Here is a 13659-nt window from a genome sequence, read left to right as displayed (position 1 = left end):
CGAAGACCTGATGAACGGGAATCTGTTGAGCTACTACGAAGCCATCGAACACGCCAGCCTGGACATGCTCAACGCCGCACGCGCCGGCGACTGGGACACCGTAGTCAAGCTGGAAGGTGCCTGCGCCGTGCTGATCGCCCAGCTCAAGCACGCCTCCGACGACCACCCCCTGGGGCCCGACGAGGTCGCGCTCAAGACACGCATCATGCAGCGCATCCTGGTCAACGATGCCGAGATCCGCAACCTGGCGGAGCCCTGGATCAACGACCTCAGCCGTATGATGGGCAACGCCACCGATCCCACCAAGATGCATTGAGCACCCAAGGGCCCACATGCCAGGTTCACGCGCCGCCACCGCCGAGCTGGACGACTACCGCATCACCTCGTCCGTCGAGATTCAGGCCCTGCTCAAGCAGTTGCTGGACGCCAAGTCCATGGTCACGCTCAGCGGCCCCAATGGCGACAGCTACACCACCCTGATGTGGGCGGCAGAAGGCGGCCGGGGCCTGTGCTTCAGTGCCGAAGACAGCGACGCCCGGCTGGACGCCCTGCTGGAGTCCGGCGAGATCGTGGCCGTGGCCTACCTCGACAGCATCAAGCTCCAGTTCGACCTGGAAGGCGTGGTGCACGTCAAGGGCGGCCACCACAGCGCCCTCAATGCGCAATACCCCACCGTGCTCTACCGCTTCCAGCGCCGGGCTGCATTCCGCGTGCAACCATTGGCCACCAAGAGCCCCGTGGCCAGGTTCCGCCACCCTGCCATGCCCGAAATGCAACTGGCGTTGCGCGTGCTGGACGTGAGCCTCAGCGGCGTGGCCCTGTTCCTGCCGGACAACGTGCCCATGATCGCCGCCGGCGTCAAGATCGGCCAATGCCGTCTGGACCTGGATGACGACACCAGCATGGACGTCACCTTGATGATCCACCACGTCACGGCCATCCATCCCGAATCCAAAGGCGCCCGACTGGGCTGCGAGCTGATCGGCATGGACTGGAGCGACCGCACGCTGCAGTACTACATCAACCAGACGCAAAAACGCCGCCTGGCGATGCTGGCTGACAAGCGTTAAGGCCGCCGCGCGGCTTGGCTGATAGCATCGGCGCATGACCGCGCCTGCTTCTCCCCCCACTTCCCCGTCCGGATCCTCCACCCCCTGGGTAATCGCCACCCGCGAAAGCCGCCTGGCCCTGTGGCAGGCCGAGCACATCCGCGACCTGCTGCAAAGCCGCTTCGGGCGCGAGGTGCAGCTGCTGGGCATGACCACCAAGGGCGACCAGATCCTGGACCGCGCCTTGTCCAAAGTGGGCGGCAAGGGCCTGTTCGTCAAGGAACTGGAAGTCGCGCTCGAAGAAGGCCGCGCCGACCTGGCCGTGCATTCCCTCAAGGACGTGCCCATGGAGCTGCCTGAAGGCTTCGTGCTGGCCGCCGTGATGGAGCGCGAAGACCCGCGTGACGCGCTGGTGTCCAACCAGTACGCCAGCCTGGCCGAGCTGCCACAAGGCGCCGTGGTTGGCACCTCCAGCCTGCGCCGCCTGGTGCAGTTGCGCGCCCGCCGCCCGGACCTGCGCATCGAAGCCCTGCGCGGCAACCTCGACACCCGCCTGCGCAAGCTCGATGAAGGCCAGTACGACGCCATCGTGCTGGCCGCCGCCGGCCTCAAGCGCCTGGGCCTGGCAAGCCGCATCCGCGAGCTGATCGCCACCACCGACATGCTGCCGGCCGCCGGCCAGGGCGCACTGGGCCTGGAAATCCGCCAGAACCACGCCGACCTGGGCCCCGCGCTGCAAAGCCTGGCCCACCAGCCCACCTGGCTGGCCACCATGGCCGAGCGCGCCGTCTCCCGCGCCATGGGCGGCAGCTGCTCCATGCCGCTGGCAGCGTTTGCAGAATGGCGTGGCGACACCCTGGTGCTGCGCAGCCTGCTGGGCCACCCCGAGCACAGCAGCCTCGTGCAGGCCCAGGCCGAAGGGCAGCCGCAAACCCACGCCGAGGCCGAAGCCCTGGGCCGCTCGGTGGCCGAGCAGCTCAAGGCCCAGGCCGGGCCGGACTGGCTGGCCGCACTTTGACCGCCCCCTTGCCCCACGCCATGCCTGATGCCATGCAGGTGCTGGTGACGCGCCCCGAGCCCCAGGCCAGCATCTGGGCGGCCGACCTGCAGTCCAACGGACTGGACGCCCATGCCCTGCCCCTGATCTCGATCGACGGCCCCGCCGACCCGCAGCCCGTGCTGCAGACCTGGCATGACATGGGCAAGCTGCGCCTGCTGATGTTTGTCAGCCCGGCCGCCGTCGAGTGGTTCTTCAAGCTGCGGCCCGAGGGCGCCACCTGGGCCGAAGGCACCCTGGCCGCCACGCCTGGCCCGGGCACGGCGCACAGCCTGCTGGCTGCCGGCCATGCTGCCGGCTTGCGTGCCGAGCAAGTGCTGTCACCCGACGCCTCGGCCGAACAATTCGACTCCGAAGCCCTGTGGCCACTGCTGGCCCCGCTGGACTGGCCAGGCCAGCAGGTCGCCATCATCAGCGGCGGGGACCAGCAGGAGGCCAAAGGCCGCAACTGGCTGACGCAGCAATGGCGCGAACGTGGCGCCACGGTTCACGCCGTGCTGACCTACCAGCGCGGGCCCGGCGAATGGAGCCCCGCACAACAACGGCTCGCCAGCCAGGCCTTGGGCCAGCCCAGCCGCCACATCTGGCTGTTCAGCAGCTCGCAAGCCATCGACCACCTGGTCGAACACCACCTGCCTGCCAGCGGCCTGCCGGCACCGGACTGGTCCACCACCCAGGCGCTCGTCACCCACCCCAAGATCGCCGAGCGTTGCCGCCAGCTCGGCATCCAGCGCATCACCGCCACCCGCCCGACCCTCGGTGCAGTGGTGGAAGCACTACGATCCATCGAGTAAGGCGACGGACATCCGGTGTCTTCACCATCGCCCGCTGAGCACGTCGATACAATGATTTCACTGTGACCGACACCAGCGCCCCCACCAACCTCCCCACACCCGTCCAGATCGAAGCCATCCCGCTCGATCCCCAAGGTGACACCGACGCGCCCGCCAACTGGGTGCGCTGGGCCATTCTCATCCTGAGCGTGGCCACTGCCGGCTCGGGCTGGATGGCCTGGAGCACCCAGAAAAAGGTCCTGTCGCTGGAGCAAGAACTGGTGCGCCGCCAGCAAGACAGCCAGAGCCAGGCCACCGAAGCCCGCGTGCTGGCCCGCCAGGCCCAGGAAGCCTCGCGCGAAGCCACCGCCCGCACCACGCTGCTGGAGACCCGCATCGCCGAGGTCGCCCTGCAGCGCAGCCAGGTCGAAGACCTGATCAAGACACTGAGCCTGTCGCGTGACGAGAACCTGGTCGCCGACATCGAAGCCGGCCTGCGCGTGGCCAGCCAGCAAGCCACCCTCACAGGCAGCGCCGAACCGCTGATCACGGCCATGCAATCGGCCGATGACCGCCTGGCTCGCGCCCGCCAGCCGCGCCTGGACAACATCCGCCGCGCCCTGGCCAAGGACCTGGACCGCGTGCGCGCCACCCGGGTGGCCGACACCGCCTCCCTCACCATCCGCCTGGACGAAGCCGCGCGCCTGGTCGACGAGGTGCCCCTGCTCAACCAGCCCGAGGTGGTGATGGCCCCTGCGGCCAAGGCCGAAACCGCGGCGCCCAAGCCCAACGGGGCGGCTGCCACCAACACGAAATCTGCAGGCAAGGGCAAGACGGCCGCCAGCCAGGCCGCATCCGCAACCCCAGCCGCCGACAACACCCCCGGCTGGGGCAGCCACATGCTGGACTGGACCAAGGGCGCCGCCCAGACCTTCTGGAACGAAACCCGTGGCCTGATCCGCCTCACACGCATCAACCGCCCCGAGGGCATGCTGATCTCGCCGGACCAGGGCTTCTTCCTGCGTGAAAACATCAAGCTGCGCCTGCTCAACGCGCGCCTCGCGCTACTGAGCCGCCAGAACGCCGTGGCCCTGGCCGATCTGCAGAACATCCAGGCGACCGTACCGCGCTACTTCGACCTGCAATCGCGCAAGACGCAACTGCTGCAATCCATGTTGAACGACGTGGCCGCGCAGAGCCAGCAGACCACCGTCCCGCGCCCCGACGACACCCTGGCCGCGCTGGCCGCGGTCTCGGGCGGCCGCTGAGCCACCGCCGTACAAGGACGCCAACGCATGCGCTCCATTGTCTGGTTCCTCGTGCTGGCCGTGGCCGCCGTGGTGGGTGCAACCGCCCTGGGTGCCAACGACGGCCTGGTCACCATCTACTGGCTGGGCTGGCGCGCCGACATCTCGCTCAACCTCTTCCTGCTGGGGATGGTGCTGATCTTCCTGGCCGTGTACTCGCTGGTGCGCGGCCTCGACAGCCTGCTGGCCCTGCCCGAGCGCGCCAAACGCTGGCGCGTTGCCCAACGTGACCGCGTGGCCCAAGCCGCCCTGCGCGAAGGCCTGGCCCTGTACATGGCCGGCCGCTACACCCGCGCCCACAAGGCCTGCCAGCGCGCCGTGTCCATCCAGGCCGACACGCCCGAGCTCACGCTGGATGCCGAGTTCACCGCCCTGGCCCATCTCTTGTCGGCCGGCAGCCTGCACCGCCTGCAAGACCGCAAACGCCGCGATGAGCACCTGCAACGCGCCATCGACCTGTCGCGCCTGACCCGCAAGCCACGCGCCACCGAAGAAGGCGCCCGCCTGCTGGCCGCCGAATGCGCCCTGGAAGACCGCGACGCCCGCCGCGCCCTGCACGACCTGTCCGAACTGCCCCCGGGTGTGGCGCGCCGCACACAGGCCTTGCGCCTGAAGCTGCAGGCCACGCGCCTGGCCCGACAGCCCGTTGAAGCACTGAAAACCGCCCGCTTGCTGGCCAAGCACCAGGGCTTCACCAATGTGGCGGCCGAGGGCCTGTTGCGCACCCTGGCCATAGAAACCCTGGACTCGGCGCGGGATGCCGACCAATTGCGTGCCCTGTGGCAAAACCTGGACAACAACGACCGCAAGGACCCGTTGGTGGTGGCGCATGCCGCTCGCCGCATGGCGGATCTCGGTGCCCAGATCGAAGCCCGTCAATGGCTGGCCCCCCTCTGGGACCGCATCGCGCAACTCAGCCCCGAAGCCGTGGACGCCCTGGCTCATGCCCTGTCGCACAGCCTGCTGGGCCTGGAAGCCGAATGGCTGCCTCGCCTGGACGCGACCACGCAGGCCGCCCTGCGCAACCCGGCGCTGGCCCTCACCCTGGGCCTGGCCCTGTCAGAGCGCCAGCTGTGGGGCAAGGCACGCGGCATGCTGCTGTCTGCGGCCAACGACCTGCAACTCGATCTGGAGCGCCGCCGCATGGCCTGGGCCAAGCTGGGCCAGCTGGCCGAGCGCGAACACCGTCCCGAAGAAGCCGCCCGCTTCTACCGCCTGGCTGCGCTGCCTGATCGCGATTGAGCCCAGGCTTTCAAGCCCACGTTTGCATCCCGACGCGAGCGCGCATCGATCGGGGCTCAAAAAGCAGTTTGTATGACGACTTGTTTACACATGCTCGTAAACCATGCTATAGTCTCACTTCTCGGCGGCTGTAGCTCAGTTGGATAGAGTACTTGGCTACGAACCAAGGGGTCGTGGGTTCGAATCCTGCCAGCCGCACCAGTTTCACTGCACAGTGTCAAACCGGTAGCCGAGAACATTTTTAGCGGCTGTAGCTCAGTTGGATAGAGTACTTGGCTACGAACCAAGGGGTCGTGGGTTCGAATCCTGCCAGCCGCACCAGAACTTAAGTTCTAGAACAAACCGCCTGAAGGCCAACGCTTTCAGGCGGTTTTTCTTTGTGCTCACGGCTTTCGCTCATCACAGCCTGCACCTCCGGTGCGCGGCTTTCGGCACGTGTTTTCGCCCCTGCGCCCCCTATCTCAGGGACGGACAAGCCCCCTCATCACAAACCCCGGGAATGTCGATACTTCGACAACCGGATAACGCCATCACGTACACCATATTGCGTTATCCCACATCAATTCAACGAGCATCCAGCTCCAGATCCCCAGGAGACATTGATGACCTTTCGCCTGAATACCCAACGCCTGCTGCGCACCGCCGTGCAAACCGCCGTGGCTGCCATCATGGTGCCCACCATGGCCAGCGCAGCCACGACACCTGATCCCTTCTACCAGTACACGGACAGCACCCCGCTGGCCAACATCGCGCCCGGTACGGTCCTCAAGACCCGCACGATCTCAGCCTACATCGCGGGCCTCAAGACCTCGTACAAGGCCACCCAGATCGTGTACCGCTCGACCGACGCCACCCAGCAGCCTACGGCGAACGTGACCACGGTCTTCACGCCCGATTGCGCGACGGCATCGGCCTGCGTGAACAAGGACAAGGTGATCTCGTACCAGTCGTTCTATGACTCGCTGAACCCCGAAGATGCACCGTCCCGTGCGTTTGCAGGCGGCGCGCGGCTCCCCGATTTGCTGCCGGCCGTCGAGACGACCCTGTTCGGGTCCTACGTGAAGAATGGCTACACCGTCATCATCTCGGACACCGAAGGCCAGAAGGCCGACTTTGCCGCCGGCCCGGAGTATGGCTACAACACGCTGGACTCGATCCGCGCGGCCTTCAACTCGCCGAAGATCGGCCTCAGCCAGAACGCCAAAGTGGCCTTGCTGGGCTACTCGGGTGGTGCGATCGCCACCGAGTGGGCCGCCGAACTGGCACCCACCTATGCCCCAGACGTGAACGCCAAGCTGATTGGCGCCGCGTTCGGTGGCACGCTGGTGAGCCCGGAGCACAACCTGAGCTATGTCGAAGGCACGCCTGTGTGGGCCGGTGTGCTGCCGATGGCGGCCATTGGCATCGCGCGCTCGTACAACATCGACATGACGCAGTACCTGTCCGACAAGGGCCTGGCTGTCTTCGACAAGATGAAGTCCGCATCGATCGCCTACGTGCTGCTGCAATATCCTGGCGTGACCTGGAACTCGCTGGTCAAGCCCGAATACCAGGACCGCACCAAGATCCGTGACTATGTTGAAGCCGTGAACAAGGTCATCATGGGCTCGGGCGGCACGCCCACCATCCCGCTGCAGATCGGCCAAGGCACAGGCGGCATCTGGGAAGGCACCAAGCCGTCGCCCATCTGGGGTGCAGGCGACGGCGTGATGCTGGCGGGGGATGTCCGCGCGCTGGCGCGTCAGTACTGCGCCCAAGGCGTGAAGGTCCAGCACAAGGAATATGGATCGAGCCACTTCGTGACCATGATCAGCTGGCTGCCGGGAGCAACGGCCTGGATGGATGACCGCTTTGCCGGCAAGCCCGCACCCGAGAATTGCGACAGCATCGCCCCGGGCAACTCGCTGGCGCCGCTTGTGTACGCGCCCTGAGCTTGAAGTTCAGCAAGGCTGAAGCATGGACGCACCAAGTGCGTCCTGCCCGCCGAGCTAAGCCGCCCGAAGCCAAGCGCCTTGGGCGGCTTTTTCCATGCCCGCTACCTGATTTTTCGGGGCCTGGCGCGCGTTTGTCGCCAACTGCATCACGGGAAAGCACCCTCATCGCAAACCCCGAAACTGTCGAGTCCTCGACAGTTAGATCATGACGTGATGCGCACCATGGCGCCTTATCGTCCCGCCAGGGCGATATGACGACTCAAAGATCTGGAGACATAGATGCCATTCCGCCCAAGCACCCAACGCCTGCTGCTGACCGCAGTTCAAACCGCAGTTGCAGCGATCATGGTGCCGACCATGGCCAGCGCGGCCACCACACCCGATCCGTTCTACCAGTACACCGACGGCATCCCGCTGACCGACATCGCCCCCGGCACCGTTCTGAAGAGCCGCACGATTTCCGTCTACGTCGCTGGCCTCAAGACCTCGTACAAGGCCACCCAGATCGTGTACCGCTCGACCGACGCCCAGCAACAGCCGGCGGCCAACGTCACGACCATCTTCACGCCGGATTGCGCAACGGCATCTGCCTGCCCCAACAAGAACAAGGTGGTCTCGTACCAGTCGTTCTATGACTCGCTGAACCCTGAGGACTCGCCTTCGCGCGCCTTCGCCGGCGGCAAGCGCCTGCCTGATCTGCTGCCAGCAGTCGAGACGGCGCTGTTCGGCTCCTACGTGAAGAAGGGCTACACCGTCATCATCTCCGACACGGAAGGCCAGAAAGCCAACTTTGCCGCCGGCCCCGAGTACGGCTACAACACGCTGGATTCGATCCGTGCCGCATTCAATTCGCCGCAGATCGGCCTCAGCCAGAACGCCAAGGTGGCCTTGATGGGCTACTCGGGTGGCGCCATTGCCACCGAATGGGCGGCCGAACTGGCCCCGACCTACGCACCGGATGTGAACGACAACCTGATCGGCGCCACCTTCGGTGGCACGCTGGTGAGCCCGGAGCACAACCTGACTTACATCGAAGGCGCGCCCATCTGGGGCGGCGTGATGCCCATGGCGGTGGTCGGTGTGTCGCGCTCGTATGGCATCGACATCCAGAAGTACCTGACACCTCGTGGCATCGAGGTCTACAACAGGATCAAGAATGCGTCGATCGCCTACGTGCTCGGCCAGTATGGCAACGTCACCTGGAAGGACCTGGTCGTCCCCGAGTACCAGGACCGCACCAAGCTGCTCGAATACGTGAACGCCGCGAACAAGGTCATCATGGGGACGGGTGGTACGCCCTCCATCCCCCTGCAGATTGGCCAGGGCACCGGCGGCATCTGGGAAGGCACCCAGCCCTCGCCGAAGTGGGGCAAGGGTGACGGCGTGATGCTGGCAGGCGACGTGCGCACACTGGCTCGCCAGTACTGCGCCAAGGGCGTGAAGATCCAGCACAAGGAATACGGCTCCAGCCACTTCCTGACCATCGCCAACTGGCTGCCCGCAGCCACTGCCTGGATCGATGACCGCTTTGCCGGCAAGCCTGTGCCGGACAACTGCGCCAGCATCGCCGCGGGCAACCCGCTGGACCCGCTCGTCTACGCACCCTGAGGCCCTGCGCCTCGATGGGCGCGCCTGAAGACGCGCCCAAACCACAGCCTGCAGGCCTGCGCCTTCAGGCTGTTTTTGTTTGTGCCCGAGCTCGCAGCAAGTCAAGGCCATCGCCGCAACAGCAGCACCGATTCGCGGCTTTTCCGTCGATTGATCACGCAGCACTGAGCTAAGTGAAGCCCGAGGCTCAAACCAGCCCTGACCCGCACCGATAGATCAGCCTGCAGGGTTGCGCATGTCGCGCAGCGCCTGAGCTTGTCTAGGAGTTGTGCATGCGCAAGGGTTTGGGACTGAGCACCATCGTGGCCGTGGCCGCCGCACTCGCCACATCGAGCGTTCTGGCTGAACCGCATCGCGCGGCACCGCAGCCCTCGCCCACCTCGCAGATGGTGGCGCTGGACGATCAGGATCTGAAAGAGGTTCACGGCGCCGGCATCGATGACGACACCTTGCGTCAACTGGGACGCGGTCAGCTCAAGCAATCCGCTGATGAGCCGCGCCGCCAGGCTGTTTCCGCGCAGAACACCGCCGCGCTGATGGCCGCACTGGAGTTGCAGACCAATATGGGGCCGCGCAGCGCCGCCATGGCCGTCAATGCGGTGAACACGGCCGCACAGGTTGGGGGCACCTTGATCGCACTGGCACCGGTGGCCGCGCTGGCGCCGATCGGCCTGCCCTTGTTCGGCTTGCCGGCCCTGCCACACGCCAGCCACTGACGCAGGCAGCCTGATCCGACCAGATCAGGGCAAGGCCAGCGTCACAGCGGCGCTGGCGCTGCTGCGCAAGTCCACCACCGATGTGGCGCGCACCCAGCGCAAGCTGCCGGTGTGGCCCGCAGCACGCAAAGCCACCGTGTACACCGCCGTGCCGCCCAGCGCTGCAGCCTGGCTGCCCGCAGGCACGTTGACAACCACGCTGCCGCTACCGGTCACAGCCTGCGAGGCCACCACCCCATTGACATCCGACACGATGAGCCTGGCGCCGTCGTAGGTGGATGACAGCGAGCCCGTCAAGTTCACCTGGATCTGACCGATGCCCAGCGCAGCCTGGCGCACCGGGTTGGCCACCGTGATGGTGCTGGCCGTGCCCAGTGCGGGCGCTTGTACGCTGCTCGCACCTGGGTCGTCATAGGCCGTGCCCAAGGCCATCACACTGAAGGCATCGCTGCCCTCTTGCGGCACGGTGTCGGCAAACACCAGCGGCGGGTAGGTCGTGACACCGGTGCCTGAATCCGTCGTGGGCGCGGCATACGTTGCCAGGCTCACCGGGCCTTGTGGCAGCGCCAACGGCTGCGCCAGCGTACCGCTGAGGATGTCCACATTCGACAGGGCAACCTCATACGGCTGGGTCACGCTGCCCAGCGTCTGCCCGAAGTACAGCTGGCTGCCGGGGGGTGACATGGCGGAGGCCAGGTTCACGGTGCGTGGCGTGGCAGGCGTGATCACGGGGCGGATCGGGTCGCTGCTCGTGCCCAGCGTCGTCCAGTCCAGGGTGATCAGCACGCTGAAGGCCGACACAGCCACATCCTTGATCAGCATGGTCTGCATGTGGCGGCCCGTGATCACCACGTCATAACGCGTATCCGATGGCAGGGGGTACAGCGCAAAACCACCACTGGTGCCACTCAATCGATACTGGCGCACGCTGACATGGCGCTGCCCATCGGCGGACAGGCTCTGGGCGCTGACCACGATGTCTTCTGCACAATTGGGCGCAGCAGGGGCAGACGCCCCGCCGCAAATCAGCGTCGGATCGAGCTGGCCGATGATGGCGCCGCTGGTGGCCATGTCATAGCTGCGCAAACTGGGCCGGAAGCTGAAACGGTCGATGCCATCGGGCGAACTCATGCGCACCAGGCCTTGCAGCAGATCGGTACCCATCACCACATAACTGCCACTGTTGGCCGCCATCGTGAACGAACCAGGCAGACGCCAGCCCAGCTCGGGCGACGGGAGCTCCAACGGCACGGTGCGCGCGATGCCGCCGGCATCCTTGTAGTTGACCTGTGCGTTGTAGCTCAGGCCTTTGGCAGCGGCCGCATCGTCCAGCGCCGCATCGTGTGCCAGCGGAAAGACGCGAATTTGCCCATAGGTACCGGCGGGAACGCTCAACCCGTTGAAGATGGGCGTCACATTGCCCTGCGACGTATCGGGCACGGCCAGGTCGATGACCACGGGCGTTTCGAGCTTCAACACCGTCCAGCTGCGATCAGAGCTGGACCAGGCCTGAGAGGCTTGCGGATGCAGGGCCACACTGCCCACCGTCACCCACACATGGGTCACATCACGGTAGGCACCACCAGACAAGCCCAGCGTGAAAGCAGCATGCGTGCTGTCCGCACCTGATGACGTGCTTGAACTCGCGCTGTTGCCGGTGCTGCCACCACCGCCACCACAAGCCGCCAGCACGCTGCACATGAGCAAGGCCAGCAGCCACCGCGCGCCAGCGCAGCCCGGGCCGCAAGCAGGATGGCGCGCCGTCTTCATGGTGCAACCGTCGCAGCGCGCAGCTTCAGGCCCACCGCTTGCGTCATGGCCTGCAACTTGGGGTCGATCTGCGCGTGGCTCTCTGCGGCGACTTTCTCACCCAGCGCACGCTCCATCTGCGGGATCAACTGCTCGAACTTCTTTTTCACGGGGGATTCCAACAGGGCCACCAGTTGCTTGAGTTCGTCTTCGGTGAACTGCTGTTGCAGTACAGGCACCACCGTGGCGGTCACCTGCTTGTGCGCGGCCTCACGGGCAATGGGCGTGGCCTCATCCACATACTTCTGGATGTCCACGGCGATGTCCTTGAGCGTGGCGTCACGCTTCTCGGCAGACACTCGGCCTTGCAGGGCGATGCGGGCCTGCTGCATGGCACTGGCCGCAGGGCGCTGCACCATCACGACCACGACATCGTCGGGGTGCCACACCGCCAGCACGCGCTCAACGAGCTTGGCCTTGGCATCGGTGGCCTGCCCCCAGGCGGGTACCAGCGCACAGGCCGACAGGCACAGCGCGGCGGTCAACTGGTTCAGACGGGGAAGCGAGCGAACAAAGGACATGGCACTACTCAGAACGGTTTGGTGATGGACATGCCGCCATAACGCACGGTTATGGAGCCTGAGACATCCAGCCCCGCATAGGGGTTGTAGATGACGTTGAAGAAATTGGTGCAATTGAGATTGCAGCTGGTGTCAGCCGGGACGTTGTAGCGGCCTTTGGCATAGCTGTAGGTCGCGTCGATCTTCAGGCCCGATGGGCTCTCGTAGCCCGCCCCCACGCTGCGCACCGTCATGGTGGGCAGGGGTGCGATCAGGTCGAAAGCCGATTGCGGAACAGAGGTCTTGCGGGGCTCATAGCCATAGCGCAGCTTGAAGCCGCGTGTGACGCCCAGCTCCAGCCCGAAGCCGAAGTGGATGGGGTCGCGGTAGCCACGCGGGATCACCAGCTTGGACGCATCGGCCTGGCCGAAGATGCGCGCCATCTGCAGCAAGGCAATCTGTCGATCGAACTGGATCTCCAGCTTGTCCCACTTGCTCCAGTCGGTGTACATGGCGTCCATGTTGAACTGCAGGCGACTGAAGGGCTTGAGCTTGATGCCGGCCTGCAAGCGCGCCGGGAACGGCAGCCGCATGGTGGCATTGCCCGTCTGCACATCGGGGATCGAGGTCGGGAAGCCGAACATCGAGGCCACCACGGGCCCCAGCAGGCTGCCGTACATGCCCTGCACGAACTTGGGGAACATCGGGTCGGCCATGAAGGTGTAGCGGCCAGTCAGCGTGGTCTTGCTGCCCGATTGGTAAACCGCACCGAAGGCGAACCAGTCCTTGGGCTCCCACAGCAGGCCCACGTTGTAGGTCGGGTCCAGCGGTGCGGTCATGTCGAACTTCATCGTGCCGGCGCGGTTAAAAGGCCTCAGGCGCCCCTGCTGCCCGCCCCCACACAGGCCGAAGCCGAACTCGTCCAGCGGGTTGCCGCCGTCGCCATTGCCGCACCAGGCGTCCTGCAGCTTGCCGATGATGCCCAGCAGCTTGTTGGGAAAGCGCATGTCGGTGTCCAGCGCAAAGCTCTGGTGCGCAATGGGCACGGCCAGGCCCACGCTGAGCGTGTTGTTCACCTTGTAGGCCACCGAGGGCGACAGGTAGACCAGGCGCTGCAGCACCACCGAGCGGCCGTCAAAACGGGTCGGGTCGTTCGGGTCCGAGCTGCGATCCACACCCACGGCCTGCGGCACATAAGCCGCTGTAGCGAACGTCCAGGGCGAACCGGGCCGGTTGAAGCTGAAGCCCATGCCCGCGCCCAGCGCCGCCGGCAAGGACCACTTGGGCAGGCCGATGCCGGGCAGGTAGATCTTCTGGCGCACGGGGCCACTGGTGCTGCCTGCAAGCGGGTCCTCCTTCCAGCCGCCGACGTCAAAGCCATCGGGCTGGTGGAAGTTGGCCTTGATGCGGATCGATGCACCAAAGAAGTTGTCCTGCTTGACGTTGCCTTCCAGGCGAGTGAGACCGGCCGGGTTGAAGTGGATCGAGTCCACACCAGGCGGGTCGGCCGTCACCGCGTTGCCCATGGACATGGCCTTGACGCTCGTGCCCAGGTTGTCCGTCAAGGCCGCGTGTGAGGCGCCCATCCAGGCGAGGCCCAGCAGCCCGCACAGCCACTGTGCAGGCAAGGCTTTGCCCATGGCGATCGCCATCTTCATCATGCA

The 13659-nt window shown here is 65.8% G+C and carries 12 protein-coding genes and 2 tRNA genes; 11 read left to right on the top strand and 3 right to left on the bottom strand.

Annotated features, from left to right (window positions below; all coding sequences use genetic code 11):
- The first annotated feature begins 10 nt into the window (after window positions 1–10).
- From JY96_RS16600 to JY96_RS16550, 11 genes are all read left to right on the top strand, one after another.
- Complete coding sequence (locus JY96_RS16600) at window positions 11–316, top strand: flagellar protein FliT (protein WP_035043329.1); 306 nt, start codon at window positions 11–13, stop codon at window positions 314–316.
- Between the two features lie 16 nt (window positions 317–332).
- Window positions 333–1070, top strand: coding sequence for a flagellar brake protein (locus JY96_RS16595; RefSeq protein ID WP_235333958.1), 738 nt, complete (start codon window positions 333–335; stop codon window positions 1068–1070).
- A 34-nt stretch (window positions 1071–1104) separates the two neighbouring features.
- Window positions 1105–2067 (top strand): hydroxymethylbilane synthase, encoded by a 963-nt coding sequence (hemC, locus tag JY96_RS16590; RefSeq protein ID WP_035039175.1) that lies wholly within the window; start codon window positions 1105–1107, stop codon window positions 2065–2067.
- An 8-nt stretch (window positions 2068–2075) separates the two neighbouring features.
- Entirely contained in the window at window positions 2076–2900 is an 825-nt protein-coding gene (locus JY96_RS16585) for a uroporphyrinogen-III synthase (RefSeq protein ID WP_152606547.1), read from the top strand.
- A 62-nt stretch (window positions 2901–2962) separates the two neighbouring features.
- Window positions 2963–4147, top strand: a complete 1185-nt coding sequence (locus JY96_RS16580) for a uroporphyrinogen-III C-methyltransferase (RefSeq protein ID WP_035039172.1) — start codon at window positions 2963–2965, stop codon at window positions 4145–4147.
- 27 nt (window positions 4148–4174) lie between these two features.
- Window positions 4175–5428 carry a heme biosynthesis HemY N-terminal domain-containing protein gene (locus tag JY96_RS16575; RefSeq protein WP_035039169.1) on the top strand — a complete coding sequence of 418 codons (1254 nt, stop codon included), beginning with the start codon at window positions 4175–4177 and terminating at the stop codon, window positions 5426–5428.
- Window positions 5429–5552: 124 nt separating this feature from the next.
- Window positions 5553–5629, top strand: a tRNA-Arg gene (locus JY96_RS16570).
- 43 nt (window positions 5630–5672) lie between these two features.
- A tRNA-Arg gene (locus tag JY96_RS16565) sits at window positions 5673–5749 on the top strand.
- 281 nt (window positions 5750–6030) lie between these two features.
- Window positions 6031–7359, top strand: coding sequence for a lipase family protein (locus JY96_RS16560; RefSeq protein WP_035039167.1), 1329 nt, complete (start codon window positions 6031–6033; stop codon window positions 7357–7359).
- Window positions 7360–7641: 282 nt separating this feature from the next.
- On the top strand, window positions 7642–8970 hold the full coding sequence (locus JY96_RS16555; RefSeq protein ID WP_035039165.1) for a lipase family protein: 1329 nt from the start codon (window positions 7642–7644) through the stop codon (window positions 8968–8970).
- A gap of 272 nt (window positions 8971–9242) precedes the next feature.
- Window positions 9243–9686: a hypothetical protein gene (locus tag JY96_RS16550; RefSeq protein ID WP_035039162.1), complete on the top strand. Its 444-nt coding sequence runs from the start codon at window positions 9243–9245 to the stop codon at window positions 9684–9686.
- 24 nt (window positions 9687–9710) lie between these two features.
- Here JY96_RS16550 and JY96_RS16545 read toward each other — a convergent pair whose 3' ends face one another.
- From JY96_RS16545 to JY96_RS16535, 3 genes are read right to left on the bottom strand one after another with little or no spacing between them, the layout of a single operon-like run.
- Window positions 9711–11456, bottom strand: coding sequence for a DUF4382 domain-containing protein (locus JY96_RS16545; protein ID WP_035039159.1), 1746 nt, complete (start codon window positions 11454–11456; stop codon window positions 9711–9713).
- Complete coding sequence (locus JY96_RS16540; protein ID WP_035039156.1) at window positions 11453–12016, bottom strand: DUF2059 domain-containing protein; 564 nt, start codon at window positions 12014–12016, stop codon at window positions 11453–11455. The genes JY96_RS16545 and JY96_RS16540 overlap by 4 nt, the downstream gene beginning before the upstream one ends.
- 8 nt (window positions 12017–12024) lie before the next feature.
- The gene (locus JY96_RS16535; protein ID WP_235333957.1) at window positions 12025–13656 is read right to left on the bottom strand and encodes an OmpP1/FadL family transporter; all 1632 of its coding nucleotides are present in this window, start codon (window positions 13654–13656) and stop codon (window positions 12025–12027) included.
- Window positions 13657–13659 lie beyond the last annotated feature (3 nt).

Origin of the sequence: Aquabacterium sp. NJ1, assembly GCF_000768065.1 — a bacterium.
GTDB lineage: Bacteria > Pseudomonadota > Gammaproteobacteria > Burkholderiales > Burkholderiaceae_C > Aquabacterium.
Note: the sequence above shows the minus strand (reverse complement) of the source record. Positions and strands in the feature narration are given on the sequence as shown.